General features: G+C 64.8%; 27 protein-coding genes. 20 read left to right on the forward strand and 7 right to left on the reverse strand.

Features of this window, described 5'->3' with window-relative positions:
- The first annotated feature begins 36 nt into the window (after positions 1-36).
- From ABG82_RS02315 to ABG82_RS02325, 3 genes are read left to right on the forward strand one after another with little or no spacing between them, the layout of a single operon-like run.
- Positions 37-963 (forward strand): PfkB family carbohydrate kinase, encoded by a 927-nt coding sequence (locus ABG82_RS02315; protein ID WP_043078447.1) that lies wholly within the window; start codon positions 37-39, stop codon positions 961-963.
- A 43-nt stretch (positions 964-1,006) separates the two neighbouring features.
- A complete protein-coding gene (locus ABG82_RS02320) occupies positions 1,007-1,669 on the forward strand; it encodes a sensor domain-containing protein (RefSeq protein WP_043078448.1) in 663 nt (220 codons plus the stop codon).
- A gap of 9 nt (positions 1,670-1,678) precedes the next feature.
- Positions 1,679-2,314 carry a sensor domain-containing protein gene (locus tag ABG82_RS02325; RefSeq protein ID WP_043078449.1) on the forward strand — a complete coding sequence of 212 codons (636 nt, stop codon included), beginning with the start codon at positions 1,679-1,681 and terminating at the stop codon, positions 2,312-2,314.
- Here the strand turns inward: ABG82_RS02325 and ABG82_RS02330 are convergent.
- The 4 genes from ABG82_RS02330 to ABG82_RS02345 are packed head-to-tail and all read right to left on the reverse strand — an operon-like array spanning position 2,311 to position 6,500.
- Positions 2,311-3,183 carry an N-acetylglucosamine-6-phosphate deacetylase gene (locus tag ABG82_RS02330; protein ID WP_174544326.1) on the reverse strand — a complete coding sequence of 291 codons (873 nt, stop codon included), beginning with the start codon at positions 3,181-3,183 and terminating at the stop codon, positions 2,311-2,313. The two genes, ABG82_RS02325 and ABG82_RS02330, sit on opposite strands and share 4 nt — an antisense overlap.
- A 7-nt stretch (positions 3,184-3,190) precedes the next feature.
- Positions 3,191-4,204 (reverse strand): SIS domain-containing protein, encoded by a 1,014-nt coding sequence (locus ABG82_RS02335; protein WP_043078450.1) that lies wholly within the window; start codon positions 4,202-4,204, stop codon positions 3,191-3,193.
- A gap of 14 nt (positions 4,205-4,218) precedes the next feature.
- Complete coding sequence (locus ABG82_RS02340) at positions 4,219-5,121, reverse strand: N-acetylglucosamine kinase (protein ID WP_043078451.1); 903 nt, start codon at positions 5,119-5,121, stop codon at positions 4,219-4,221.
- Entirely contained in the window at positions 5,106-6,500 is a 1,395-nt protein-coding gene (locus ABG82_RS02345; RefSeq protein ID WP_043078452.1) for a sugar porter family MFS transporter, read from the reverse strand. Before ABG82_RS02345 ends, ABG82_RS02340 begins: the two co-directional genes overlap by 16 nt.
- 42 nt (positions 6,501-6,542) lie before the next feature.
- Here ABG82_RS02345 and ABG82_RS02350 point away from each other — a divergent pair, with 42 nt between their 5' ends.
- Positions 6,543-7,430, forward strand: coding sequence for an LLM class F420-dependent oxidoreductase (locus tag ABG82_RS02350; RefSeq protein ID WP_043078521.1), 888 nt, complete (start codon positions 6,543-6,545; stop codon positions 7,428-7,430).
- Here the strand turns inward: ABG82_RS02350 and ABG82_RS02355 are convergent.
- The gene (locus ABG82_RS02355; RefSeq protein WP_043078453.1) at positions 7,399-7,839 is read right to left on the reverse strand and encodes a nuclear transport factor 2 family protein; all 441 of its coding nucleotides are present in this window, start codon (positions 7,837-7,839) and stop codon (positions 7,399-7,401) included. The genes ABG82_RS02350 and ABG82_RS02355 overlap by 32 nt on opposite strands.
- A gap of 58 nt (positions 7,840-7,897) precedes the next feature.
- On the opposite strand from ABG82_RS02355, the gene ABG82_RS02360 reads away from it, so the two are divergent.
- From ABG82_RS02360 to ABG82_RS02390, 7 genes are all read left to right on the forward strand, one after another.
- The gene (locus tag ABG82_RS02360) at positions 7,898-8,677 is read left to right on the forward strand and encodes an SDR family NAD(P)-dependent oxidoreductase (RefSeq protein WP_005063198.1); all 780 of its coding nucleotides are present in this window, start codon (positions 7,898-7,900) and stop codon (positions 8,675-8,677) included.
- Between the two features lie 35 nt (positions 8,678-8,712).
- Entirely contained in the window at positions 8,713-9,963 is a 1,251-nt protein-coding gene (gene egtA / locus ABG82_RS02365; protein WP_043078454.1) for an ergothioneine biosynthesis glutamate--cysteine ligase EgtA, read from the forward strand.
- Positions 9,960-11,255, forward strand: coding sequence for an ergothioneine biosynthesis protein EgtB (gene egtB / locus ABG82_RS02370; protein ID WP_043078455.1), 1,296 nt, complete (start codon positions 9,960-9,962; stop codon positions 11,253-11,255). Before egtA ends, egtB begins: the two co-directional genes overlap by 4 nt.
- A 1-nt stretch (position 11,256) precedes the next feature.
- A complete protein-coding gene (gene egtC, locus ABG82_RS02375) occupies positions 11,257-11,937 on the forward strand; it encodes an ergothioneine biosynthesis protein EgtC (RefSeq protein ID WP_043078456.1) in 681 nt (226 codons plus the stop codon).
- Between the two features lie 2 nt (positions 11,938-11,939).
- Positions 11,940-12,890: an L-histidine N(alpha)-methyltransferase gene (gene egtD, locus ABG82_RS02380; protein WP_174544348.1), complete on the forward strand. Its 951-nt coding sequence runs from the start codon at positions 11,940-11,942 to the stop codon at positions 12,888-12,890.
- Positions 12,887-13,975, forward strand: coding sequence for an ergothioneine biosynthesis PLP-dependent enzyme EgtE (gene egtE, locus ABG82_RS02385; RefSeq protein WP_043078458.1), 1,089 nt, complete (start codon positions 12,887-12,889; stop codon positions 13,973-13,975). Before egtD ends, egtE begins: the two co-directional genes overlap by 4 nt.
- 112 nt (positions 13,976-14,087) lie before the next feature.
- A complete protein-coding gene (locus tag ABG82_RS02390) occupies positions 14,088-14,639 on the forward strand; it encodes a hypothetical protein (protein WP_043078459.1) in 552 nt (183 codons plus the stop codon).
- Here ABG82_RS02390 and ABG82_RS02395 read toward each other — a convergent pair.
- Positions 14,636-16,111, reverse strand: a complete 1,476-nt coding sequence (locus tag ABG82_RS02395; RefSeq protein WP_043078460.1) for a glutamate-cysteine ligase family protein — start codon at positions 16,109-16,111, stop codon at positions 14,636-14,638. The two genes, ABG82_RS02390 and ABG82_RS02395, sit on opposite strands and share 4 nt — an antisense overlap.
- Positions 16,112-16,305: 194 nt before the next feature.
- Between ABG82_RS02395 and ABG82_RS02400 the strand changes: the two genes are divergently transcribed.
- The 8 genes from ABG82_RS02400 to glpK all read left to right on the forward strand — a co-directional run bounded on the left by ABG82_RS02400 (position 16,306) and on the right by glpK (position 24,039).
- A complete protein-coding gene (locus ABG82_RS02400; RefSeq protein ID WP_043078522.1) occupies positions 16,306-16,605 on the forward strand; it encodes a hypothetical protein in 300 nt (99 codons plus the stop codon).
- Positions 16,602-17,768 carry a hypothetical protein gene (locus ABG82_RS02405; RefSeq protein WP_043078461.1) on the forward strand — a complete coding sequence of 389 codons (1,167 nt, stop codon included), beginning with the start codon at positions 16,602-16,604 and terminating at the stop codon, positions 17,766-17,768. The genes ABG82_RS02400 and ABG82_RS02405 overlap by 4 nt, the downstream gene beginning before the upstream one ends.
- An 80-nt stretch (positions 17,769-17,848) precedes the next feature.
- A complete protein-coding gene (locus ABG82_RS02410) occupies positions 17,849-18,418 on the forward strand; it encodes a TetR/AcrR family transcriptional regulator (RefSeq protein WP_043078523.1) in 570 nt (189 codons plus the stop codon).
- 195 nt (positions 18,419-18,613) lie between these two features.
- Positions 18,614-19,819 carry a lipid-transfer protein gene (locus ABG82_RS02415; protein WP_043078462.1) on the forward strand — a complete coding sequence of 402 codons (1,206 nt, stop codon included), beginning with the start codon at positions 18,614-18,616 and terminating at the stop codon, positions 19,817-19,819.
- A gap of 16 nt (positions 19,820-19,835) precedes the next feature.
- Positions 19,836-20,687, forward strand: a complete 852-nt coding sequence (locus ABG82_RS02420) for a MaoC/PaaZ C-terminal domain-containing protein (RefSeq protein WP_043078463.1) — start codon at positions 19,836-19,838, stop codon at positions 20,685-20,687.
- Positions 20,688-20,716: 29 nt separating this feature from the next.
- Positions 20,717-21,595: an SDR family oxidoreductase gene (locus ABG82_RS02425; RefSeq protein WP_043078464.1), complete on the forward strand. Its 879-nt coding sequence runs from the start codon at positions 20,717-20,719 to the stop codon at positions 21,593-21,595.
- A 130-nt stretch (positions 21,596-21,725) separates the two neighbouring features.
- Positions 21,726-22,529, forward strand: coding sequence for an MIP/aquaporin family protein (locus ABG82_RS02430; RefSeq protein ID WP_043078524.1), 804 nt, complete (start codon positions 21,726-21,728; stop codon positions 22,527-22,529).
- The gene (gene glpK / locus ABG82_RS02435; RefSeq protein ID WP_043078465.1) at positions 22,522-24,039 is read left to right on the forward strand and encodes a glycerol kinase GlpK; all 1,518 of its coding nucleotides are present in this window, start codon (positions 22,522-22,524) and stop codon (positions 24,037-24,039) included. Before ABG82_RS02430 ends, glpK begins: the two co-directional genes overlap by 8 nt.
- Positions 24,040-24,086: 47 nt before the next feature.
- Here the strand turns inward: glpK and ABG82_RS02440 are convergent, their stop codons facing one another.
- Positions 24,087-24,812, reverse strand: coding sequence for a PadR family transcriptional regulator (locus tag ABG82_RS02440; protein WP_043078466.1), 726 nt, complete (start codon positions 24,810-24,812; stop codon positions 24,087-24,089).
- Between the two features lie 151 nt (positions 24,813-24,963).
- Between ABG82_RS02440 and ABG82_RS02445 the strand changes: the two genes are divergently transcribed.
- Entirely contained in the window at positions 24,964-25,338 is a 375-nt protein-coding gene (locus ABG82_RS02445; RefSeq protein ID WP_043078525.1) for a hypothetical protein, read from the forward strand.
- The last annotated feature ends 4 nt before the right edge of the window (positions 25,339-25,342 follow it).

Below are 25,342 nucleotides of genomic sequence, written 5' to 3' on the forward strand. Positions count from 1 at the left end.
GCTGTCACCAAACTGGTCTCGGGTAATCTCGGACTCGTGGCCAGTGGAGGCAGCATCGTTGTCTGCGGCGAGACGCTCGTTGATCTGGTTCCGGCGACCGGTGGATTATGGCGGCCAGTACCCGGTGGTGGGCCGTACAACACCGCGATTGCCGCGGCGAAATTGGGCGCGCCGGCCGCCTTGCTCACTCATGTGTCCCGTGATGCGTTCGGGCGCCAGTGCGTACAAAAGCTTGCCGAGGCGGGGGTCGACCAGTCGTTGGTCATGCGGCATGAGCTGCCAGCGACATTGGCCGTTGCCGACATCGATGAAAACGGGACCGCCCAATATCAGTTCTATTGGCGGGGAACCGCCAATGATGTTGTGATCAAGTCACTTCCCGATCCGGTGGATGCTCCGGTGGCGATCTGGGCGGGTTCGATCGCCAGCGTGCTCTGGAGTGAACGTGACGAGGTGCGCGCATGGATCCTGCGGCATTACGCGGACATCCCGCTCACATTCGATGTGAACGTGCGGCCCACCCTCATCGCGGACCGGGAAACCTACGCCGAACGGCTCGTCCCGTGGTTGTCCATCGCGCAGGTGGCCCGGGCCAGCACCGACGACCTCGAGTACCTGTACCCGGGTGTGTCGGTACGGGACACCGTGGGCGGTTGGTTCGACGAGCACCCGCGCATCGAGATCGCGGTGATCACCTGCGGATCGGAGGGCTCGTTGGCGTTCCGGCGGGGCGAACCATCGCCGCTGCACGTCCCAGCCCACCCGGTGACCGTCGTCGACACCGTCGGTGCCGGCGACACCTACTCCGGCGCCTTCCTTGACGGGTTCTATCGGAGCCGGCTGGATCTGCCCGAGGCGTTGCACCGTGCGGCGGTGGCCGCGGCCATCACCTGCACCAGACACGGAGCACAGCCGCCCGATGCCGTGGAGCTGGCCAACGAGCTGCGCCGCACGCGGTCCTAGAGTTCAATACACAGGAATCGGAGGCCGAGGCGAGGGGGAGCGCATGCGTTCGATGGCGGGGGCCCTGCTGGTGGCGTTGGGCATCGTGGCCCCGGCCACGGCCGGCGCCGAACCCTCGCCCCACGTGCCGCCGTCGGCCATCGACCGCCTCATGCTCACCCAACGGGAAGCCGAGCGGGTGATGGGTGTTGGCCTGCCCAATACGCAACACCAGAGCGCCACTTTCGCCCTGGACACCGATAGGCCGGACTGTGGAAGTGTGGTGCTGGCCTCGGTGTCGAGCTACGACCGGGCGCCCTACACGGCCGCACACTCGCAGGCGCTTTGGGATCACCCGGGCTGGTTCACCTTGGTGGATCAGAGTGTGGCGGTCTTCAGCTCTGATGACGAGGCCCGCGACTTCGCGCGTAGCGAGGCCGATCGCTGGCGCAAGTGCGAGCACCAGACGGTCGATGTCTCCGAGCTGGCGATCGACGGCTCTACGCTGCAATCGACCGCGGACGTCCGAGACGTAACCCAGGTCGACAACGTGCTGGCCGTCGGCTATACCCGTAACGATTCGGCACACGCGTCGTGCCAGCATGTACTGCTCGGCGAACGCAATGTCGCCATCGATATCCGCACGTGTTCAACGGTTTCCAAGAGTGATGGGGAGCGTGCGTTCGAGTTGATGAAGATCGCCGGTCCGCGAGTATGGGAGGTATAGACCATGAGGATGTCGGTAGTGACGATCGTGCTATCGGGGGCATTGGCATTCGCGGCACCGGCCGCTGCCGAGCAGGGCTCGCCGATTCTGCCCGCCGCGATCGACGATTTGATGGTCACACCGGACGAGGCATCCTCGGTGATGAACGCCGACTTTCCTGTCGTCGATCGATACAGCGCACTCGAGGACCTCACCACAGACAGGCCGGACTGCGGCAGTGTGATCCGTCCGTCGGTGGCCACCTATGACCGGGGGTCATACATGGCCGCGCACAATCAGTATCTGCAGGACAGCTCGCCGTGGAACGTCCAGGTAGCACAAAGCGTCGCTGTTTACCCCACGGACGACGAGGCGCGGGACTTCGCCTCCACGGAGATGAACATGTGGCGCAAGTGCGCGAAGCAGACCGTGCACGACTCTGCCCAGTGGCGGTATGTGGTCGGGTCGTTGCAACGGGACGGCGACGCGATGGTCGGCTCCTACGTGATGATTACCAGCGACGGAGCCCGCATGTCCTGCTCTCGGCTGCTGTCCAGTGTCCGTAACACCACGACCGATCTACGCGCGTGCTCGGCCGGCCCGGAAAGCTACCAACGCCTGCAGCGCATCGCGAAGATCATCAGACCCCGCTACGACGCCGCCTAGATACCCACCGCGCGCCGGGGATTGACGGATGTTTGCAGCGCCGCGATCCGGGCGCCCGCCTGCGTTTCGGCGAATCGGTGGAGTTCGGCCATGCTCGCGGTGCTACCCGCGATCGTGCCGTCCGGTAGCCGCGCCTCACCGCCGGCGACCCTGACCGGCAGTTGACCGAGCTGATAGGCGCCGTCCGGCATTCCGGCCGCGCACATGGCATCGGTGACAAGGGCAATTCGGTCGGGACCGACGGTGGCCAGCACCATGCGGTAGATCGCGGGATGGATATGCACCCCGTCGGCGATGAGTTCGATGGTTACCTCCGGGCTCTCCAACAGCGCGGGAATCGGTCCGGGCTCGCGATGGTGGACCGGTCGCATCGCGTTGAAGAGATGGGTGGCTACCGTCGCCCCCGCCGAAATCGCTTGCAACGTTTGCTCATATGTCGCGTCGGTATGTCCCACGGCGACGGCCACGCCCCGGGCGGAGAGTAGTTCGATGGCGGGGATCGCGCCCGGCAGCTCCGGGGCGATGGTGACCATCGCGATATGTCCGTCGCCGGCATCGAGTAGCCGCTCCAACTCGGCGAGGTCCGGCTCGCGCAGTAGTCGCCGATCATGAGCGCCGGCGTAGCGTGGCGAAAGCCACGGCCCTTCCAGATGAATACCGGCGATTCCCTCGGTGCCGGTCATATCGGCGAGCACGCGGACGGCACCGAGTAGGTCATCGGGTGCCAGCGTGACCAGGCTGGCCAGCATGCCGTCGGTGCCGTGTGCCCGGTGCCAGGCGGCGGCAACCCGATTGGCATCGGCATCGTCGCCGAATGACGCGCCGCCCCCGCCGTGCACGTGCATGTCGAAAAATCCGGAAGCGGTCACTGGTGCTTCACAGTGTTTCGGTCACCTTGGACAAACCTCTTGGCACATCCGGGTTTTCGCCGCGACCGATCGCCAGCTGCATGGCCAGCAGCTGCAGCGGAATGATGGCCAGCATGGGGGAGAGCTCCTCAAGGGTGGGCTCCAGGGTCACGCCCAGTCCGGTCGCCGCCACCGCGTCGACCGATCCGATGCAACAGACGTCGGCGCCGCGTCCGGCCAGCCGGTGCAGCACGTCGTTCATGGCCCGGCCGCCGACGCCATCGGGCACGATGGCGATTACCGGCACCTGGGGGTCGATCATCGCCAACGGTCCATGCAGCAGATCCGCGCCTGAGAATGCCTGAGCAGAAAGGTAACTGGTCTCCATCAGCTTGAGAGCGGCTTCACGCGCCGTCGGATAGGAGTAGCCGCGCCCGGTGGTGACCAGGCGTGAGGCGAAGCGGTAACGGGTGGCCAGCTGCTGCACGACGGCGCTGTGCAGGATCTCCTCGCCGCGCTCGGGGAGCAACTCGGCGGCCGTGTTGTCCCGGCCCGCCACATCGGTCAGCAGCAGATAGAGCGCCAACAGTTGTGCGGTGTAGGACTTGGTCGCCGCGACGGCGAGTTCGGGCCCGGCGAGCACGTCGACGTGGTGCTCGGCCGCGGTGGCCAATGGAGAGCGTGCGGCGTTGGTCACCGCCACCGTGAGCGCGCCCTGCTGGCGTGCGACCGTGAGCGTCTGCACCAGGTCTGGCGAGCCGCCGGATTGACTGACCCCGATGACCAGCACTCCCGAAAGATCAGGCCTGGCACCGTAGGTCGTCATGGTTGACGGTGAAGCCAGTCCGGCGGGAACCTGCCAGATGATCTCGGTGAGGTACTTGCCGTACAACGCGGCATGATCGCTGGTGCCCCGCGCGACAAACAGCACAAACCGGGGTCTGTACTCGATGATCTTCGCTGCTACCTCCGAGATCGCCGCGCGGCCATCGGAGAGCAGTCGCGCCCATACGGTCGGCTGTTGACGGATCTCGTCAGCCATATGCGTCCCCGCGGTCATGCGTTCTCCAATCCATCGACGTTGACCCCGGCTAGGGCCAACGCTCCGAACACCGGTTCACGTTGCAGCACAGCAATATCCGAAACACCAGAGGTACGTGTACGTTCGATGATATCGGCGACCAGGCCTGGCTGGTTGACCAGCAGGCCGCCGCCGAGCACCACCGGTAGCCCGGGCCCCAATCGTATGCAGACTCCCTCGATCAGGGCGGCCAAGTCGATGGCTGTTTGCTTGGTGATCACCAATGCGGCCGGGTCGCCGGCGGCGGCGAGCTCGAAAACCAGCCCCGCCATCTTCGCCCAGTACCGCCGCTCGGAGTGGGCGTAGAAATGGTCGAGCAGCTGCGCGGGTTCGGTGATGCCGCATTCGGCGGCGAACCTCCGGGAGAGTGCGTCCGGCGGATCTCCCCTGTCGGACAACGCAAGTGCGTGCCGCACGGCCGATCTCGAGACACCGTAGCCGCTGCCGTCATCTCCGAGTAGGTAACCCCAGCCGCCAACGCGCGCCGTGGTGCCGTCGGCGCGTCTTCCCCAGGCGACCGAACCGGTGCCGGATATCACCGCGATACCTGCGGACAAGCCGCCCGCCGCCAAGATCAACTGCGTGTCATGCACGGCGGTGATGTCGGCGTGGGGCGCGTAGGGGCGCAACAGTCCGACCAAGGTTTCAGCGCCCTCCGGGGTATCCACACCGGCCGATCCGGCACTCACCCGAGAGATGGCATCGGGGTCCAGCCGGGAGAAGATGTCGGCGAACGCGGCTTTCGCCTGGTCCGCGGTGACCGATTGCAGGTTGGCACTACCGGCCAGCGCGTCGCTTATCACCCGGCCATCGGCCACGGCAACCGCGCGGGTCTTGGACCCGCCGATGTCGATCCCTACCGTTACGCCTCGGGCCACGCGCCCCCGCTTTCCCAGAAGTGCCGGATTTCCTCGAGGTTGCGTCCCTTGGTTTCCGGCGCCAGTACGTACACAAATACCAGCGCCACCGCCGCGAGCACCCCGAAGACCCCGAAGGCGACGACTCCGCCGAGGGTTGTCAACAGCGTCAGGAAGTACATGGAGACAACGGCGTTGGCCACCAGGTCAGACGTGAGCATGGCGCTGGCCCCGTAGGAACGCAGCCGTGCGGGAAAGCTTTCGCCGGCGTACACCCACACCAGGGAGCCGAATCCGAAGGTGAACCCCACGGCGATGAGCACGATTCCCACGAATCCGAGGACTGTCAGCACGCCACCGAATGATGACCCGCCCGCCGCGAACACCCCCACCAGCAATGCGTCGGCAACGATCATGATGCCGATACCGATCATGAGAATCGGTCGCCGGCCCATTCGGTCAATGGTCGACATCGACACGAAAACCGCCAACAGCGCCGCCACCTGGACCAGCGCCGGGAGGCCGAGTTTGGCGAAGTATCCCGACATGCCCATGGCCTCAAAGATCCGCGGCCCGTAGTAGACGACCGCGTTGATACCGGTGATCTGGATGAAGAAGCCAAGGCCGACAACGAAAAAGGTAGCTCGGCGGTAGGGGGCGGTGATCATCTCCCGCAGCCGTGCCAGCACCGAACCTCCGCCTTCGGCCTGCAGCGCCTCGGCGATTTCGTCGAGCTCATGGTCGATATCGATATCCGGATCCACGGTGCTGAGCACCTCGCGTGCCCGCACCCGGTCACCGCGCATCATGTACCAGCGCGCCGTGTCGGGGAGCTTGATCAGCGCTACCAGCACCAACGCGGCCGGTATGGCGGCCAAGCCCAGCATCAGCCGCCAGCTGCCGGTCGAGGACAACGCCCAGGCGATGAGATACCCGGCGATGATCCCGGTGACGCAGGCCAACTGATAGAGCACCAACATTGAGCCGCGGATCTTGGTGGGGGACGATTCGGCGACGAAGACGGGAACCACCACGACCGAGACACCCACCGTCAGGCCGAGTAGAAATCGTGCGGCGGCAAGGGTATTCAGGTCGACTGCCAGTGCGGATAGCAGCGAGAAGACACCAAATGTCGCCGCCACGAGGACCATTGATCGCTTGCGGCCGATTTTGTTGGACAGCGGCCCGCCGATGAGTGCGCCAAAGATCTCTCCGACCACCACAGCAGTGGCCGCCACCTGCTGATCGTGGGTGGAAAGACGCAGATCTTCGGTGAGGAACAGCAGGGCACCCGCGATGTTGGATGAGTCGTACCCGTAGATGATCCCCACGGCCGCGGCGGTCACGGCCACCATCACACCCAAACGCGATGTCGACCGGAGGTCGGTGATCAGGCTCATTCGCGAGATCCTATGGTGGCAGGTGATGTCAGGAGGCTGCTTGTGAAGATCGGTGTCGTCGCTCCCGTGGAGCTTGGAATCACCGCTGAGCCTGACAATATCCTCCAATTCGCTCGTGCCGCAGAGCAGCTGGGATTCAGCGAGATCTCGGTGGTGGAGCATGCGGTTGTCATCGGGGACACCCAGAGCGAGTATCCCTATTCACCGACGGGGCAGTCGCATCTGCCCGACGATGTGGACATCCCCGACCCGCTGGAGCTGTTGTCCTTCGTCGCGGCCGCCACCACCACGCTGGGGCTCTCCACCGGCGTACTGGTGCTACCCGACCACCATCCCGTGGTGCTGGCCAAGCGTCTGGCCACCCTGGACAGGCTCAGCCGCGGGCGGTTGCGGATCTGTCTGGGCGTCGGCTGGATGCGCGAGGAGATCGAGGCCTGCGGCGGCGACTTCGATCGTCGTGGCGCCGCGACCGATGAAGCCATCGCGGTGATGCGCACGCTGTGGGAGGCCGACGGTCCCGCCACCTATGACGGGCAGTTCTACCGGTTCCACAATGCCTACTCGTATCCCAAACCGATTCAACCGCATGGTGTTCCGCTGTACATCGGCGGGCACAGCATGGCGGCGGCGAGACGTGCGGGCCGGCTGGGCAGCGGATTTCAGCCACTCGGTCTGGTCGGCGACGATCTGACCCGCGCGGTGGGCGTCATGCGCGTGGCGGCAACTGATGCCGGTCGTGATCCGGCGGGCGTCGATCTTGTACTGGGCCATGGTCTACATCGGGTGGACCAGGCAGCATTGGATCAGGCGGCTCACGCGGGCGCGGGGCGGATGTTGCTCTCGGCCTCGCGGCGCGCCACCACGTTGGAGGCGGTGCTCGACGAGATGGCCGAGTGCGCTACCCGACTCGAACTGGCCGGTCCTCGCTGAACACCACCACCGGAGCGCGGCGGGTGAAGACCCAGCCCGCGGGTTCGCGGGCGTAGGTGTCGAGGTAGCGCACCGCCATCGTGTTATCGCGGTACTCGTCGCCACGAAGGTAGATGTGGTGTGCCATGCAGTAGACCTCCCCCGTCGCGCTGTCACCATCGATGGCCGCCGTGTGCTGCCCGATGAGGTGATACGTCGCGTACAGCGGTTTGAGCGCTGCGACAATCGAATCCGCGATGGTCTCGCGGCCCCGTAGAACAGCCGAATCACCCCGACGGAGCAGGGCCGAAGGGCGCACCAACTCGGCATCGGCGGAGAACAAGGTCACCAGCGCCTCGACGTCGCGGCCGTCGGCAGCACTGGCGTACTGGGCGACGAGATCCTGGATGGCGCGTCGGTCATCGGTCACGGTTGCAAAGCCTATGGGGCCTCGATCTCCCAACCAACCGATCGGTTATGGTGCGGCCATGGATATCAATGGTGTGTCTGCAATCGTCACGGGTGGCGCCTCGGGTCTGGGCGCCGCAACTGCTCGCCTGCTCGCCGCACAGGGCGCCAAGGTCGTCATCGCCGACGTACAGGACGAAAAGGGTGAGGCTCTGGCCAAGGAACTCGGTGGCGCCTTCGTGCACACCGATGTCACCAGCGAGGCCGACGGCATCGCCGCCGTCGACGCTGCCAAGGAGCTTGGCCCGGTGCGCGTACTCATCAACTGCGCGGGCGTCGGCTGGCCGGGTCGCACCATCGGCAAGGACGGCCAGTACGCCTCGGCGCATTCGCTGGACATCTTCTCCAAGGTCATCGGCATCAACCTGATCGGCTCGTTCAACCTGATCCGCCTCGCGGCGACCGCTATCAGCCAGGAAGAGCCGGTTGACGAGTTCGGTGAGCGCGGCGCCATCGTCAACACCGCCTCGGTCGCGGCCTTCGACGGTCAGATCGGGCAGGCCGCGTACTCGGCGTCCAAGGGCGGAATCGTCGGCATGACCCTCCCGATCGCGCGCGATCTGTCGGTCGTCGGCATCCGCGTGAACACCATCGCACCGGGTCTGATCGACACCCCGATTTACGGTGAGGGTGAGTCCGCGCAACAGTTCAAGGACCGCCTGGCGCCGAACGTGCTGTACCCGCAGCGCCTGGGTAACCCCGAAGAATTCGCCTCGCTGGCCCTGGAGCTTGTCACCAACAGCTACATGAACGCCGAGACAATTCGTATCGACGGTGGAGCCCGCCTCCAGCCGAAGTAGAGCAACTTGTCGGTGGCCTATGGAACATTGGAGAGATGGCCACCACGGCGACGGAGGCTGACACAGGCCGAACCCTGTCGGGGCACGACGAGGCTGCCGAGCACATTGCTCGGCAGGCCTTCGCCGACGCACATGTCGGCGCGGTTGGGCTGGAGCTGGAATCTCATACCGTCGAGCTGACGGCTCCGCACCGCCGAGTCACCTGGAAACGCCTCCATGAAGTCGCTGACTCGGTTCCTGACCTGCCCGGATCCAGTGCGATCACCTTTGAACCGGGCGGTGCCGTCGAGCTCTCCGGGCCTCCGCATGCCGATGTCTGGTCCGCTATCTCCTCGATGCGAGCCGATCACGAGATCCTGACCTCGACGTACCGTGATGCCGGGATCGCGCTCGCCAGCCTGGGCACCGACCCGCTGCGCACACCCGAGCGCGTCAATCCTGGCGCCCGGTACGCGGCGATGGCCAGCCATTTCGGCGCCGTGGGATACGGCGAAACCGCGCTGCAGATGATGACCTGCACGGCGTCATTGCAGGTCAATGTGCAATCCGGGACCCCGCGCCAGTGGCGGGACAGACTTGTGTTGGCGCAACGGATCGGTCCTACGATGGCGGCGCTGTCGGCGTCCTCACCGATGCTCGCCGGTCGTCGTACCGGCAGGCAAAACACTCGACAGTGGATCTGGGACAACCTGGACCCGCGGCGCTGCGCTCCCGTCCAGATCGGCGCCGATCCGGCCGAGTCCTGGGCCGAATATGCCCTGCGCGCGCCCGTGATGCTGGTGCGAAACAAGGACGGCGCGGATGCGGTTGTCACCCATGTGCCCTTCCAATCCTGGGTTGACGGGACCGTGTCGCTAGGCGGGCGGGCTCCGACGACCGAAGATCTCGACTATCACCTGACCACGCTGTTTCCTCCGGTGCGGCCGCGCCGTTGGTTGGAGCTGCGGTATCTGGATGCGGCACCGGATTGGTGGTGGCCCGCGCTGGCATTCACGGCCGTCGCCGCCCTTGACCACCCGCAGGTCTCCGACATTGCCGCGGAGGCCGTCGAACCTGTGGGTGATGCGTGGGACGTGGCGGCACGCATCGGTGTAGAGGATCCTGCCCTGCATGCGGCCGGGCAGCGGTTGGTCTCGGCGGCCTGCGCGGTGGCACCGGCCGAGTTGGCCGCAGACATGGAATTCCTGCTGGAACGCGTTGAACAAGGCCGATGTCCGGCAGACGATTTCGTGGACAACGTCGCGGAATACGGGGTGGAACAGGCTTTCTCGGGAGCGTCGCGATGAGCCGCGAAGAGTTGGCGCGGGACCTCGCGGCCGCACGGACCCGTACGTTGACGATCACCGACCACGACGACGCCGAGTTGCATCGTCAATACGACCCGCTGATGAGCCCCTTGGTGTGGGACCTCGCGCATATCGGGCAACAGGAAGAGCTATGGCTGCTGCGTGACGGTGACCCGCACCGGCCGGGCATGCTGCCGGGGGACATCGAGTCGCTGTATGACGCATTCCGGCATACCAGGGCCAGCCGGGTGCAACTGCCGCTGCTGTCGCCGGCGCAGGCCCGTGCCTTCTGTCACGAGGTGCGCGGCCGGGTCTTGGACCGGTTGGAGGCACTGCCGTCCGATGGTTCGGCTGAGGCGGCCGAGTTCGCGTACGCCATGGTGCTGAGCCATGAGCACCAACATGACGAAACGATGATGCAGGCCTTGTCGATTCGCCGCGGTGCCGCCCTGCTGGAGCGCACCGACCCGCTGCCGCCTGGACGGGCTGGTGTGGCGGGCACGTCGGTACTGGTTCCGGAGGGTCCGTTTGTACTGGGCGTTGACGCCGTCGATGAGCCGTTCTCGCTCGATAATGAGCGGCCCGCGCATGTGGTGCATCTCAAGAGCTTCCGGATTGGCCGGGTGCCGGTGACCAATGCCGAGTGGTCGGCATTCATTACTGAGGGTGGATACCGGCGTCAGGAATTCTGGACCGAGATCGGCTGGGCGCACCGGTGTGCGGAGAACCTGACGGCGCCCAAGTTCTGGAACCACGGCGGCACGCTGACCCGGTTTGGCCGCGAGCTGGAGATCGTGCCCGAGGAGCCGGTACAGCACATCACCTTTCACGAGGCCCAGGCTTACGCGGCCTGGGCCGGTGCGCGACTTCCGACCGAGGCCGAATGGGAGAAAGCCTGCGTCTGGGATCCGGAAATCTCTGCGCGGCGACGTTTTCCGTGGGGGAGCGCACCACCGAGCGGTGAGCTGGCCAATCTCGGCGGAGGGGCCCTCGGGCCGGCGCCGGTGGGGGCCTATCCGGAGTCGGCCTCGGCTTATGGTGCCGAGCAGATGTTGGGCGATGTGTGGGAATGGACAACGTCGCCGCTGCGGCCGTGGCCCGGTTTCACGCCAATGATCTACCAGCAGTACAGCGAACCGTTCTTCGAAGGTTCTGGGGCCGGCGACTATCGGGTGCTGCGCGGCGGCTCGTGGGCGGTGGCCCCGTCGATCATGCGACCCAGCTTCCGGAATTGGGATCACCCGATCCGCCGCCAGATCTTCAGTGGCGTTCGTCTGGCCTGGGACGTCTGACATGTGTCGTCATCTGGGCTGGCTCGGTGAGCCGAGGTCCTTGTCCTCGCTGATGCTGGAGCCACCGCACGGTCTTTTGGTGCAGTCCTATTCGCCGCGGCGCCAAAAACATGGGCTGGTGAACGCCGACGGCTGGGGCGCCGGATTCTTCGCCGATGGTGCGCCCCGCAGGTGGCGCGGCGCGCGGCCACTGTGGGGTGATGCGTCCTTCGCCTCGGTGGCGCCGGTGTTGCGTAGCGGCTGTGTGGTGGCGGCCGTTCGGTCCGCCAGCGTAGGGATGCCCATCGACGAGTCGGCCGCCGCGCCGTTCACCGACGGGACATGGCTGTTGTCGCACAACGGAATCGTCGACCGCGGTGCGGTGGGCGAGGTATCTGGTGCCGAATCGGTGGTGGACAGCGCGATTCTCGCGGCGCGGGTCTTCGCGTCGGGCCCGGAGAATCTGGGTGAGACGGTGCGGCAGATCGGCTCCGCGGACCCGGGGGCTCGGCTGAACATCTTGGCGGCCAACGGAAATGAATTGATCGCCACGACATGGGGTGACACTCTGTCGATCCTGGAGACCGCCGACGGTGTGGTGGTGGCCAGTGAACCGTACGACGACGACCCGTCCTGGGTCGATATCCCCGACCGGCGATTGGTGCGGGTACGCGATGGGAAGGTGGAGGTGGCCTCACTATGACCATGACTCTGGAGAACCACTTGGCGTCTGGCGCGGCAGCGCAGGCGCTGCGGCGTGATGTCCGCCAAGGGTTGACTGCAGACGCGAAATCGCTTCCTCCTAAATGGTTTTATGACGAGGTGGGTAGTGATCTGTTCGATGAGATCACCCGGCTCCCCGAGTACTACCCCACCCGTACCGAGGCAGGGCTGCTGCGCGCACACGCCGCGGACATCGCGGCGGCTTCCAGCGCCGACACCCTGGTGGAACTTGGTAGCGGCACCTCCGAAAAGACGAGGATGCTGCTGGATGCGTTGAGCCCCAGCACGTTTATACCTTTCGACGTGGATTCCGGGGTGCTGCGCGCCGCGGGCGACGCACTGGTCACGGAGTATCCGGGGATGCGCGTGCGTGCTGTGTGTGGCGACTTCGAGCAGGACCTCGGGCGCATTCCGCGCGAGGGGCGGCGCTTGGTGGCCTTTCTCGGATCGACAATCGGCAACCTGACTACGCAGCCGCGTGCGCGGTTCCTGGCAGATGTCGCCGCGACGCTTCAATCCGGTGAAATGCTGTTACTAGGAACGGATTTAGTCAAGGAAACCGAACGCCTGGTGCGCGCCTACGATGACGACGCCGGGGTGACCGCGGCCTTCAACCGCAACGTGCTGGCGGTGATCAACCGGGAGCTCGACGCCGATTTTGAGCTGGACGCCTTCGAGCATGTCGCGTTGTGGAACGGCGATGAGGAGCGCATGGAGATGTGGCTGCGTTCGGCGCGCGCGCAGCGGGTTACCATCGAAGCTCTGGATTTGGCAGTGGATTTTGCGGCGGGGGAGATGATGCTGACCGAGGTCTCGTGCAAGTTCCGTCGTGAGGGAGTGGCACGCGAGCTGGCAGACGCGGGCCTGCGCCAGACACATTGGTGGACCGATGATGCCAACGACTTCGGGCTATCGCTTGCGGTGAAGGAGTGAGTCTGCGCGACCAGTGGCGGCAAGCCCGGCCGCCGGTACTCGGTGTGCACCTGGATTCGGCCGCCTGCTCGCGGCAGAGTGTCGAGACCATCCGGGCGGTGGCTCAGCATGCTGAGCATGAGGCGCAGATCGGTGGATATGTCGCGCAGGAGGCGGCGGCACCGGTTCTGGACGCGGGACGTGCCGCGGTGCGTCAGCTGACGGGTATGGCCGAGGCGCAGGTGCAGTTCACCACGGGCGCGGCCGATGCTCTGCGCACGCTTCTACAAGGGTGGCCCGCCGGCGCAGGGCGCACTATCGCCTGCCTGCCAGGCGAATTCGGTCCGAACCTGATGATCATGCACCACTTCGGATTTACTCCGGCGTGGCTGCCGGTGGACGGGGACGGCCGGGCCGACATTGAGGGGATTGAAGCGTTCCTGCGGCGCGAGAAGGTCGACCTGGTGCACTTCACCGTTGTTGGTAGCCACCGTGGCACCGTGCAACCCGCCGCCCAGGTGGTGGCGTTGGCGCGTGCGGCCGGGGTTCCGATCGTCGTGGATGCCGCGCAGGCCCTGGGGCATATCGACTGCACCCATGGTGCGGACGCGATGTACGCACCGTCACGCAAGTGGTTGGCCGGACCGCGCGGTGTGGGTGTTCTTGCCGTCAACCCTGCTCTTGCACACGTGATTCCGCAGTGGGCAGGGCATGTCGAGGCACACGTCGCGGGCTGGGTAGGTTTGTCCGTCGCGGTGGGCCAGCATCTTGCGGCTGGCCCCGCACAGGTTCAGGCCGCGCTGGTAGAGCGTGGGCGATCGGCCCGAAAGATCCTGGGGGATCTCAAGGATTGGCGGGTGGTGGAATCTGTGGACGAGCCCAGCGCGATCACCACGCTGGAGCCGCTCGATGATGTCGACGTTGTCGCGGTGCGGGCGCGTCTTATCGAGGAACACGCGATCGTGACCACGGGGGCGGAGACGATCCGGGCACCGTTCGAGATGACCAAGCCGGTGTTGCGGGTTAGCCCGCATGTCGACGGCACGGATGAGGAGTTGGAGCTGGTGGCGCAGGCGCTAGGGGCGCTCTCGCTCAACGCGAGCTAGACGTTCGTGGCCATCCCAGGACGTCATCCAAGCTGAACCGCGCAGCGAGTATTCTCCCTCATATACTGCGGGGGTAGTGCTGATAGCAACATCTGAATGTGGGGGTTTCGAAATGCGTAAACCGCTCGCCCTAGCGGCTGGCGCGCTCGCAGTCGGGGGACTGCTGGGAGTGCCGGTTTCGGCCGTGGCTGAGCCGGCTAAGAGTCCGTACCCGGATATCGGCCGCTACACGAAGATCGACTTCGAGGGTTACCGACTCCCGTCCAGTGACGATGATTTCTGGTTCAGCACACCGACTGGGCTGAACTGCGGGATCTGGGCAGATGGCAGTTTCGGTTGCACCGGCTCGATACCGGGTGCTCCGTCGGGCACTAATCAGATCGGGTGGTTCACCGGGGACTCGCAGCCGCACTTCGATCAAACGCAGCAGCCCAGATTCATCAATCCGGGCGGGCTCCCACAACGAGTCATCCCGCGTAACAACTACATAGCGGTCACGCAGGCAACGGGCTACGGCGATACAACGACGTGTGCGATCACCGATTCCGGCGGTGTCTACTGTTTCAAATCCGGGACGTGGAAGGGCGCAGGCGGAGCCTATGCGGCCGTCCAATTTATTGTCAGCCCGTCGGTGACTTATATCGGTGAGGCACCCACAAGCTAGATCAGCTCCCACGTATGCACCGGCTCATTGGAATGCATGTGCCCGCAGTACATTCGGAGCATCTCGGTGAGAGCCTCCTTGCGGTTCAAGCCGCGCCGCTCCAGGGCACTGACAGTTCGGGTCTGCCAGGCCGCGCCGTTGATACCCGACTTCGCGCGCGCCTCGATGACCCCGAGATAGCGGTCGCGCACCTGCGGCGCCACGCCCCAGCGCTGTAACCCCTCATGGGCCATGGGCAGTAGGTGCCGCAGCGTCAACTCGTCGGCAGTGATCTCGCCGAACCCGGGCCAATAGAGCGTGGCATCGGTGCCGTACCGCGCACCCGCGAGGAAATTGTCCTGTGCCGCAGCGAAAGTCATCTTCGTCCAGACCGGGCGGTCGTCCTCGGACAGTGCCCGCAGCGCCCCGTAGTAGAACGCGGCATTGGCCATCACGTCGATCACCGATGGTCCCGCGGGCAGTACCCGGTTCTCCACCCGCAGATGTGGGGTGCCGTTGACGACGTCGTAGATCGGCCGGTTCCAGCGGTAGACGGTGCCGTTGTGTAGCCGCAGCTCCTGCAGCCGTGGCGCCCTGCCCGCCGCGAGTTCGGCGACGGGGTCCTCCTCGGAGATCTCCGGTAGCAGGGACGGGAAGTACAGGACGTTCTCTTCGAACAGGTCGAAGATCGAGGTGATCCAGCGCTCGCCGAACCACACCCGGGGGCGCACCCCCTGCACCTTGAGCTCCTGCGGTCGGGTGTCGGTGGATTGTGTGAAGAGCTCGATGCGTGTCTCGGCCCATAAGGACCTGCCGAAGAAGAACGGCGAGTTGGCCGCCAGCGCCAGCTGGGCTCCCGCCAGCGCTTGAGCGGCGTTCCAGTTGGCGGCAAAGTCATCGGGGGCTACCTGCAGATGCAGCTGAATGCTCGTGCACGCCGACTCCGGGGCTATCGACGGTGACCGGACGCTGAGCCGTTCGGTGCCGGTGATGTCGATCTGCATGTCCTCGCCGCGCGCCGAGAACACCGCGTCGTTCAGGGCCCGGTATCGAGAGGACGGACTCATCCAGGCGCCGTCGAGGTCTTCGGGCATCACTGTCGGCAGGATGCCAATCATCACTATGTGTGCTCCGCGCTCTCCGGCACGTTGCTCGGCGGCGTTGAGGCTGGTCCGCACCTCTTCTTCGAGTTCGAGGGCGGCCGAGCCCGGCAGCGCGCGGGGCGGCACATTCATCTCGATGTTGTAGGCGCCGAGTTCTGTTTGGAAGGCCGGGTCGGCGATGGAGGCGAGGACGTCGGTGTTCGTCATTGCCGGCTGATAGTCGGCGTCGACGAGGTTGAACTCGATTTCCATGCCGGTCAGCGGCCGCTCGACGTCGAATCTGGACTCGGCGAGCATGGTCTCGAACACGTCCAGGCAGTTCTGCACCTTGGTGCGATAGGCCCGGCGGTGCTCACCGGTGAACTGGGTGTGCGCGACTTCGTCGCCCATGGCCGTATTGTTCCTTACACCGGGACCTGGACCTGGTGATTTGCTCGTAGACGGCCCCCGCGGATTTGCCGAAAAAAGGTTGAAAAACATGGAACCGAATCAGCACTAGGGCCGTCGTATCTGATCAGAGGCACATTCCGGCGATGAACCGCGCCGTCACGTGCGCGCAGGACCGGTTCCTTGGGGAGGTATCTATGAACGACACCATGAAGGCCAACAGTGCTGAGATGGCACGGCTGGCAAGCCGCGTGGCAGGCCGTGCCAAGGACGCGTTTCCCGAGGTCGACTTCGAGGCGGCAGCCAACGCGGTGGCCGGCACCGAGTTCGCCGAGGTGCTGCGGGCGGTCAGTGCTGCGCTCAAGCGCGCCGGCGGCGGCGCGTCTCAACGCATCGAGAGCATCTCGAACTTTGTGCAGAGCAGCTCGGGTTCGTTGACGGGTCAGGACGCCGTCAACGGCAAGCGGGTAGCCCGGGCCGGGGAGGTCCGGCTGTGAGACCGACAATTTCGCAGCTGCGCGGATGGGATGTCGCGAACTTGGACGCGGCCGCCAAAGCCATCGAGGACGCCAGTAAGAATCTTGACCTGTCCATCGACGGAGTCGTCCGAGATCTGGATTCGGCCGAGTCGTTCTGGAAGGGCAAGGCCTTCCAATCCGCCTACGACCAGGCGTCGAACGAACAGTCCTCGACGAACCGGCTCTCGTTCGCGATCAGCAATGTCGCCGACGCTGTCCGTGGCGGGCATTCAGCGCTCACCGCGGCCCGCGACAAGGTGATGTCGCTGGTGGATGAGGCCAACTCCAAGGGTCTGCACGTGGCCGACGACGGCACCGTCACCGCGCCCGAAGGCAACAGGGATCTGCAGGCCGAGGCTCGGCGGCTTACCGACGAGATTCGGCAGGCCCTGAAGTCGCTGGAGGAATCAGATCGCGCCTCATCGAACGATCTGCGCAAGGCCTCGGCGGGAGTCGACGCGGAACACAATTCGGCCAGCACCCAGCCCGCGGCGTTCATGCCCGCTAGCAGCGGGGGTGCGGCGGGTGCGTCCATGAGCGCAGGCAGCGGCGGATTCGGTGGCGGCAGCGGCGGAGGCGGCTTCGGTGGCGGCAGTGGGGGCGGCCACGGTGGTGGTGGTTTCGGCGGCGGTCACGGCGGCGGCGGTCACAGTGCGCCCGACGGTAGCTACTCCAACACGGGTGCCCCGTCGCTACGTCCCTCGGGCCCATCGGTGTTCATGAATCTCGACGCCGGGCAGATGGAAGTCGCGCGCAAGATCATCGAAGAAGGTCTGCGTCGCGGACTCTCGCCGGAGGCCATTCAGATCGCGCTGGCCACCGCGCTCACCGAGTCGGGTCTGCGTAGTCTCGCGAACTCTTCCGTGCCCGATTCGATGATGCTCGCCAATGACGGTGTGGGACATGACCATGACTCGGTGGGCCCGTTCCAGCAGCGTCAAAGCTGGGGAGCCACAGCCGATTTGATGGATCCGTCGCGGTCCGCCGGTAAGTTCTACGACCAGTTGGTCAAGGTCTCCGGCTGGCAGGACATGAGTGTTGCGCAAGCCGCGCAGGCGGTTCAGCGCTCGGCCTTCCCCGACGCCTACGCCAAGTATGAGGCGCAGGCCTCACAGATCTTCCATCAGGTCACCGGCCGATAGCTGGTTTTCGGTTCTCCTGACTGTGGTGCAATGTGGGCATGCCCACGCCGCGACGCACTCAGGAAGAGCGATCGGCGGCGATGCGGGCCCGGTTACTCGAGGCGACCATCGATTGCCTTGTCGAGTTCGGGTACTCGGGCACCACCACCTCGCGCATCGCGAGTCGTGCCGGTGTCACCCGCGGTGCGTTGATCCATCACTTCCAGTCCAAATCGGAATTGATGGCCGAATCGGTGCGCCACCTTGCGTTTAAGCGCACCCAGGCGGTACTCGAAGAGCTGATGGCCATGGATCAGTCCGCGGATCCGATCGAGCGCTATCTCGATGTGTTGTGGCGTATCCACCAGGGGCCGTTGTTCATCGCGGTGGTGGAACTGCTGATCGCGGCGCGGACCGAACCGGATCTGCGTGTACATCTGGATCAGTTCGAGAAGATGGTGCTGCACAATCTGTCGGCCCTCAACGTGCTGGGTGACGATGAGGCGGGCTCGCCCAGAGAGCGACGCGACCTTGGGTTGCTGGCCATGGACATCATTCGCGGGTTGCTCGTCAGCAGCTTGACCGCGTCTCAGGAAACTCGTGATCGTCGCTGGTTGCGGGCCAAGCAGATGCTGGAGCTGCGGCTTCGCGCACCGTTGCCCGACGCCTAGAAACAAACCGCACTGTAGGTAAATTCGGCGCGCTGTTCTGGGCGCGTTTGACGGGTGTTCACCGAGTACATCGTTTCAGTGGTCGTACTTTCCCGAAGCCAGGCGATACGTTTGTATCGCACTCTTACATTCAGAATGGAACGTATGTTACGTTGGCGGAGCCCCCATCGAAGTGCGCAAAAGGAGCTTGGAACGATGCCCTCTAAGGCCCCCGAAAAGGTATTTGTCATCGGCGTCGGGATGACGAAATTCGAGAAACCCGGACGACGTGAAGGCTGGGACTATCCGGCCATGGCCAAGGAGTCGGGCACCAAAGCGCTGACCGATGCCGGCATCGATTACGACAAGGTCGAAGCCGCGTATGTCGGGTACTGCGCGGGCGAGTCCACCTCCGGTCAGCGGGCTGTGTACGAACTCGGGATGACCGGCATCCCGGTCACCAACGTCAACAACAACTGCTCGACGGGCTCGACGGCCTTGTTCAACGCGGCACAGGCCATTCGTGGCGGACTTGCCGATGTCACGCTGGCCCTCGGATTCGAGAAGATGCAGCCCGGGTCGCTGGGCGCCACTTTCACCGACCGTGAACAGCCGATGCAACGGCATATCGAAGCACTCGCCGGGCTGTTTGATTTCGCTTTCCCGCCCGCGCCCTGGATGTTTGGCGCTGCCGGGCGTGAGCACATGCAGAAGTACGGAACCACCGCCGAGCATTTCGCGAAGATCGGCCACAAGAACCACAAGCATTCGGTGAACAACCCCTATGCGCAGTTCCAAGAGGAGTACACCCTGCAGGACATCTTGGACGCCAAGGAAATCTACGCCCCGCTGACCAAGCTGCAATGCTCGCCGACCTCCGATGGTTCGGGCGCGGCCATCTTGGCCTCGGAGCGGTTCGTCGAGGAGAACGGCCTGGGCGACCGCGCGGTGGAGATCGTGGGCCAGGCCATGACCACCGATATCCCGGGAACCCTGGAATCCGGATCGGCCATCACGCTGGTCGGGTTCGACATGGCCAAGCTCGCGGCGCAGAAAGTCTATGAGCAGGCCCAGATTTCGGCCGATGATGTCGATGTCATCGAGTTACACGACTGCTTCTCCGCGAACGAACTGATCACCTATGAGGCGCTCGGACTGTGCGCTGAGGGTGAAGGCGGCAAGTTGGTGGATAACGGCGACACCACCTACGGCGGTCGTTGGGTGGTCAACCCGTCCGGCGGTTTGATCTCCAAGGGGCACCCGCTGGGCGCCACTGGTTTGGCGCAGTGCGCCGAGCTCACCTGGCAGTTGCGCGGCGAAGCCGACAAGCGTCAGGTCGACGGCGCGCGGGTGGCTCTGCAGCACAACCTTGGTCTCGGCGGCGCCTGCGTGGTCACCGCGTACAAGCCGGCCAACCGCTGAAAGGGGCTGGCAGATAATGGCTGATACCAAGTACCCCTTCAACAATGACGGACTGGACCAGTGGGGTGCCGAGGAGACCATCGAGGTCGACAAGGACCGGCTGGTCGCCTACGCCGAGGCCACCAACGACCCGATCGAAGAGCACCGCAAGGGCGAGGTGGCCGCGCCGGTCTTCGCGATCGTGCCGATCTTCCAGTCGCTCGTCGGAACCACCATGAGTGTGGTGCCCTACCAGCTGATCCCGCGTGTGGTGCACGGCGAACAGTTCTTCAAGTTCCACCGGCCCATCAAGCCCGGTGACACCCTGGTGGCGAAGTCGAAGATGATCGGCTACGAGGGCATGGAGAATGGCACCCGTGGCACGGTGTATGCCGAAACACGTGATGCCGCAGGTGATTTGGTCAACGAACAGTACGTGACCTTCTTCTTCCGCAAGTACGACGTGGGCGAGACCCGGGGCGAGCTCGGGCCGAACTTCGTGCTGGACGAGACGGTCAAGGCCAACGCTCCCGCGGCGACCCTGACGCAGCACGTCGATGACGACCAGACGTTCCGCTACGGGCCCGCGGCGGGTGACCCCATGCCGATCCACTTGGACAACGATGCCGCGGTGGCGGCCGGACTGCCCGGCATCATCGCGCATGGGTTGTGCACCATGGCATTTACCTCGTGGGCGGCCCTGACCGAGCTGGCCGACTCGCGCACCGAGCGTCTCAAGGAGCTGGCGGTCAGGTTCGCCAAGCCGGTGCTGCCCGGACAGGACATCACCACCAATTTCTGGGGCAACGGTGCCGCCGGCGCCTTCTCCTACGAGACCAATGTCGGTGAGGACCTCGTCATCAAAAACGGCCACGCCGTAATCGCTTAAGTCATCGCATCAAGAGAGGGAAAGACATCATGGGACAACTTGACGGACGGGTCGCGGTCATCACCGGTGCCGGACGTGGCATCGGTCGTGAGCATGCGCTGCTCTTCGCCAGGGAAGGTGCGTCGGTGGTCGTCAACGACCTCGGCGGCGCCAACGACGGATCGGGCTCTGACGCCGGGCCCGCGCAGGAAGTGGTCGACGAGATCACTGCTCTGGGCGGAAAAGCCGTTGCGAACACGGACAACATCTCGACCTGGGCCGGCGCCTCGAATCTGGTGAATCAGGCCGTCGAGACCTTCGGTCAGCTGGATGCCGTTGTGAACAACGCGGGCATCCTTCGCGACGGCTTCATCGCCGGTCTCGAAGAGGACCAGTGGGATGCGGTCATTCAGGTGCACCTCAAGGGGCACTTTGCGGTGCTTCGGCACGCCGCCGAATATTGGAAGGCCCAGGCCAAGGCCGGAGCCGATATCAAGGCCACCGTGGTGAACACGGCGTCGGATTCCGGTGTGACACTGCCTAACCCGGGCCAGGGTAACTACGGTGCAGCCAAGGCCGGTATCGCGGCGCTGTCCTGTGTCGCGGCCGCCGAACTGGAGCGGTACGGGGTCAAGGTGAACGCGATCGCGCCGGTCGCGCGTACCCGGCTGACCCTGGCCACCCCCGGCATGGGCGCGATCTTCGCGGCGCCCGTCGAAGAGGGACAATTCGATATGTTCAGCCCCGCCAACATCTCTCCGCTGGTGGCGTACCTGAGCACCGAGAAGAATCCGTGGACCGGTCAGGTGTTCAAGGTCACCGGTGGCTCCATTCAGCGGCTCAAGGGCTGGTCGGTCACCGACACTGCCGAGACCGACGGGCCGTGGAGCATCGACCTGGTACGTGAGAGCGTCGAGCCCTGGAAGTAGCCAACCGCTAGTTTCCGCGAACAGACGCTTGCCGCACGAAAAGGCCGGAAGGCACGCGCGGTAAGCGTCTGTTCGGCGTTTCGGGGTGTGCCCAGCGCGGCCCGCACCTAGATTCGTTGATATGCGGAACATGGGCCAGCTCGCCGCGGAGTTCGTCGGCACGCTGATCCTGATCCTGTTCGGGGTGGGCGTCGTCGCGCAGGTGGTCACCGCGGGTGATGAGGACTACGGCAATCACAACTCCATCACCTGGGCCTGGGGGATGGGCGTCACTTTCGGCATCTTCGCCGCCGGGCGGATATCCGGCGCGCACCTCAATCCCGCCGTCACGGTGGCCCTGGCGACCTTCCGCGGATTCCCCTGGAAACAGGTGGCTCCCTTCATCCTCGCGCAGACCGCCGGAGCCTTCGTGGCGGCGCTGTTGGTCCGGTGGAACTACGGAACGGTCTTGTCGGCCGTTGATCCCAAGCACACCATTGCGACGCAAGGGGTCTTCTCGACACTGCCGGGTAACGGTGCGCTCGACGTCAGCCTGTGGGGTGGGCTGCGCGATCAGATCATCGGCACCGCCATTCTGCTGTTTCTCATCTTCGCCATCACAGATCGGCGAAATGTCCGCATGCCCGAAAGCCTCACACCGTTCGCGATCGGTGCGGTGGTCGTGGCTCTCGGCATGTCCTGGGGGTCCATCGCCGGGTATGCGATCAACCCGGCCCGTGACTTCGGCCCCCGGCTCGCGTCCTATCTCACCGGTTTCGATACGGCCTTCCTGGACCAGCACGGCGCACAGTACTGGTGGGTGCCAATCATCGGGCCGCTCATAGGTGGCTTGTTGGGCGCCGCGCTGTACCGGTACCTGGTGGAACCGTTCTTACCCGCAGAAGATCTTGTAACCCAATCACCGTCGTATCCCGAGGAGTTCGCCAATGGCTGATTTCGTGGCATCGATCGACCAGGGCACCACCAGCACGCGTGCCATGATCTTCAACCACCGGGGCGAGGAGGTGGGTCGCCATCAACTGGAACATCAGCAGCTACTGCCACGGGCCGGCTGGGTGGAACACAACCCCGTGGAAATCTGGGAACGCACCTGGTCAGTGCTCGCCACGTCGCTGAATGTGACCGGACTGTCGGCCAGTGACCTGGCCGCCGTGGGGGTGACCAATCAGCGTGAGACCACGCTGGTGTGGAACCGCCACACCGGCAGGCCGTACTGCAATGCCATCGTGTGGCAGGACACCCGCACCGACAAGATCGCGTCGGCACTGGACCGGGACGGGCGCGGCGACATCATTCGGCATAAGGCTGGATTGCCTCCTGCCACTTACTTTTCCGGCGGAAAGCTGCAATGGATTCTGGAGAACATCGACGGGGTGCGGCGCGACGCGGAGAACGGTGACGCGCTCTTCGGCACCCCCGACAGCTGGGTCATCTGGAATCTCACCGGCGGCATCCGCGGCGGCGTGCACGTCACCGACGTCACCAACGCCAGCCGCACCATGCTCATGAATCTGGAGACCCTGGACTGGGATGACGAACTACTGTCATTCTTTTCCATTCCGCGTCAAATGCTTCCGCCGATCAAGGCGTCGTCACCGGTTGAGCCCTTCGGATTCACCACGCAGCTGGGGCCGCTCGGAGGCGAGGTGCCCATCGCCGGCGACCTCGGCGATCAGCAGGCCGCGATGGTGGGCCAGGTGTGCTTGAGCCCCGGGGAGGCCAAGAACACCTACGGCACCGGAAACTTCTTGCTACTCAACACCGGTGAAGAACTGGTGCATTCGCGCAACGGGCTGTTGACCACCGTCTGCTATCAGTTCGGGGACAACAAGCCGGTCTATGCGCTGGAGGGATCCATCGCGGTGACCGGTTCGGCGGTGCAGTGGCTACGCGACCAACTGGGCATCATCAGCGGTGCCGCACAAAGCGAGGATTTGGCCCGTCAGGTCGAGGACAACGGCGGAGTCTATTTTGTGCCTGCCTTTTCGGGTCTTTTTGCGCCGTACTGGCGCTCGGACGCGCGAGGCGCGATCGTGGGGCTTTCTCGTTTCAACACCAACGCGCATCTGGCGCGGGCGACGCTGGAGGCGATCTGCTACCAGAGCCGCGAAGTGGTCGAGGCCATGGAGGCGGACTCGGGTGTGCACATGGAGGTGCTCAAGGTCGATGGTGGAATCACCGCCAATCGGCTCTGTATGCAGATCCAGGCGGACACCCTGGGCGTGGATGTCGTCAAACCCGTTGTCGCCGAGACGACCGCGCTGGGCGCGGCGTACGCGGCCGGACTGGCCGTGGGCTTTTGGAAGGACGCCGACGACCTGCGGAGGAACTGGCAGGAAGACGAGCGCTGGAGTTCCTCGATTACGGACGAGAAGCGAGCCGAGGGCTTCGCGGGATGGAAGAAGGCCGTACAACGCACCCTCGACTGGGTGGACGTGCACTAGGCCCCCGCCTGTTGAGCCGGGGGCCTAGTGGTGGAACATGCGGGCGGTTAGTCGGTTTCGCCCAAGATGCCGTAGACCTGCTTGCGCGCAGAATTTACGATCTCGATGATTCGCTGCTGCTGCTCGGGTGAGGCGGCGTGCGCCGATTGCGCGACAGCGCCCATCAGCTGGCCAAGCGCCGAACGAAGATCGAGCACCGACGGGTCTGCGTCTTCGTTGATCTTGTCCCAGGGCGGGGTGTCCAGCTTGTCCGCGGCTTCACGGCCCTCGGTCGTGAGCTCGAACTGTTTGCGGCTGCCGCTGCCCTCGGTCTCGGCGATGAGTCCCTCATCGACGAGCAGTTGCAGTGTCGGGTAGACCGAGCCGGGGCTGGGCCGCCAGATGTTGTTACTGCGTTCGGCGATCTCGCGGATCATCTCGTAGCCGTGCATTGAGCGTTCGGCGAGCAGCGCCAGGATGGCGGCCCGGACGTCGCCGCGCTGGCCACGTCCCCGTCCCCGGCCACGCGGTTGTTCACCGAAACCGAATCCGAAGCCCGGCCCGAAACCGCGGCCAAAACCGGGTCCGAATCCGCGATCCATGAAGGCGCCGGGGCCGCGACGGCCCGCCCACGCCTGCTCACGGAATTCGCCATGAGGATCGCACTCGTGCCGTCGGCCGCCGTGACGGCGGCCACGTAGGCCCGATCCGCGACCGGTGGGGTCAAAGCCGAATCCAAAACCAAATGGTGTGTCGGGCCGAAACTGTTCGGCCCTTTCTTCGTGGGAAGTCATGTGTCTCTCCTTGAGTAATGGGGAGAAGCTGTTCTCGCCTCTCGATAGATAACGATATATCGGAACCGATCGTGATGCAACGAAAACTTTTGCGGCGGGATTTGGCGGCGTTTCGGGGCTCCTCCCAGCTAGCCGCCGTAGGGTGACCGCCATGACGGTGAACTGGCTGGATAAGCCCGAGGATCACGACTACCAAGCGGCCACCGATTACCTGACCTTGGTCGGCGAGGTCGATGTGGTGAAGCGGACGGTCAAGGCGCTGCGTAATGCGACGCTGGAGTACCGCAAGGCCAAAGACATCCTGCGGGCCGCGCACCTGGACATGCTGCCCAAAACCAATGCCCACGTGGCCCGAGACCTGGCCAAAATCGCCAAAGACAAGTCGTTGTCTCCGATCTTGCTGGTGCGCGGCGACGCCCGCATCGGGGCGCGGCTAGAGATCGCGGACGGCTACCACCGGGTGTGCGCGAGCTATCTGACCGACGAAAACACCGATATTCCATGCCATCTGGTCTCCTGGGCATAGCCCT

It is taken from the genome of Mycobacteroides immunogenum (genome assembly GCF_001605725.1).
Taxonomy (GTDB): Bacteria; Actinomycetota; Actinomycetes; order Mycobacteriales; family Mycobacteriaceae; genus Mycobacterium; species Mycobacterium immunogenum.

What these genes read in the sequence shown, in the direction of transcription:
- ABG82_RS02320 (WP_043078448.1), top strand. Translation starts at nt 1,007, where the DNA reads ATGCGTTCGATGGCGGGGGCCCTGCTGGTGGCGTTGGGCATCGTGGCC.
- ABG82_RS02325 (WP_043078449.1), top strand. Translation starts at nt 1,679, where the DNA reads ATGTCGGTAGTGACGATCGTGCTATCGGGGGCATTGGCATTCGCGGCA.
- ABG82_RS02335 (WP_043078450.1), bottom strand. Translation starts at nt 4,204, where the DNA reads ATGGCTGACGAGATCCGTCAACAGCCGACCGTATGGGCGCGACTGCTC.
- ABG82_RS02345 (WP_043078452.1), bottom strand. Translation starts at nt 6,500, where the DNA reads ATGAGCCTGATCACCGACCTCCGGTCGACATCGCGTTTGGGTGTGATG.
- ABG82_RS02360 (WP_005063198.1), top strand. Translation starts at nt 7,898, where the DNA reads ATGGATATCAATGGTGTGTCTGCAATCGTCACGGGTGGCGCCTCGGGT.
- egtA (WP_043078454.1), top strand. Translation starts at nt 8,713, where the DNA reads ATGGCCACCACGGCGACGGAGGCTGACACAGGCCGAACCCTGTCGGGG.
- egtB (WP_043078455.1), top strand. Translation starts at nt 9,960, where the DNA reads ATGAGCCGCGAAGAGTTGGCGCGGGACCTCGCGGCCGCACGGACCCGT.
- egtC (WP_043078456.1), top strand. Translation starts at nt 11,257, where the DNA reads ATGTGTCGTCATCTGGGCTGGCTCGGTGAGCCGAGGTCCTTGTCCTCG.
- egtD (WP_174544348.1), top strand. Translation starts at nt 11,940, where the DNA reads ATGACTCTGGAGAACCACTTGGCGTCTGGCGCGGCAGCGCAGGCGCTG.
- ABG82_RS02390 (WP_043078459.1), top strand. Translation starts at nt 14,088, where the DNA reads ATGCGTAAACCGCTCGCCCTAGCGGCTGGCGCGCTCGCAGTCGGGGGA.
- ABG82_RS02395 (WP_043078460.1), bottom strand. Translation starts at nt 16,111, where the DNA reads ATGGGCGACGAAGTCGCGCACACCCAGTTCACCGGTGAGCACCGCCGG.
- ABG82_RS02400 (WP_043078522.1), top strand. Translation starts at nt 16,306, where the DNA reads ATGAACGACACCATGAAGGCCAACAGTGCTGAGATGGCACGGCTGGCA.
- ABG82_RS02410 (WP_043078523.1), top strand. Translation starts at nt 17,849, where the DNA reads ATGCGGGCCCGGTTACTCGAGGCGACCATCGATTGCCTTGTCGAGTTC.
- ABG82_RS02415 (WP_043078462.1), top strand. Translation starts at nt 18,614, where the DNA reads ATGCCCTCTAAGGCCCCCGAAAAGGTATTTGTCATCGGCGTCGGGATG.
- ABG82_RS02420 (WP_043078463.1), top strand. Translation starts at nt 19,836, where the DNA reads ATGGCTGATACCAAGTACCCCTTCAACAATGACGGACTGGACCAGTGG.
- ABG82_RS02425 (WP_043078464.1), top strand. Translation starts at nt 20,717, where the DNA reads ATGGGACAACTTGACGGACGGGTCGCGGTCATCACCGGTGCCGGACGT.
- ABG82_RS02430 (WP_043078524.1), top strand. Translation starts at nt 21,726, where the DNA reads ATGGGCCAGCTCGCCGCGGAGTTCGTCGGCACGCTGATCCTGATCCTG.
- glpK (WP_043078465.1), top strand. Translation starts at nt 22,522, where the DNA reads ATGGCTGATTTCGTGGCATCGATCGACCAGGGCACCACCAGCACGCGT.
- ABG82_RS02440 (WP_043078466.1), bottom strand. Translation starts at nt 24,812, where the DNA reads ATGACTTCCCACGAAGAAAGGGCCGAACAGTTTCGGCCCGACACACCA.
- ABG82_RS02445 (WP_043078525.1), top strand. Translation starts at nt 24,964, where the DNA reads ATGACGGTGAACTGGCTGGATAAGCCCGAGGATCACGACTACCAAGCG.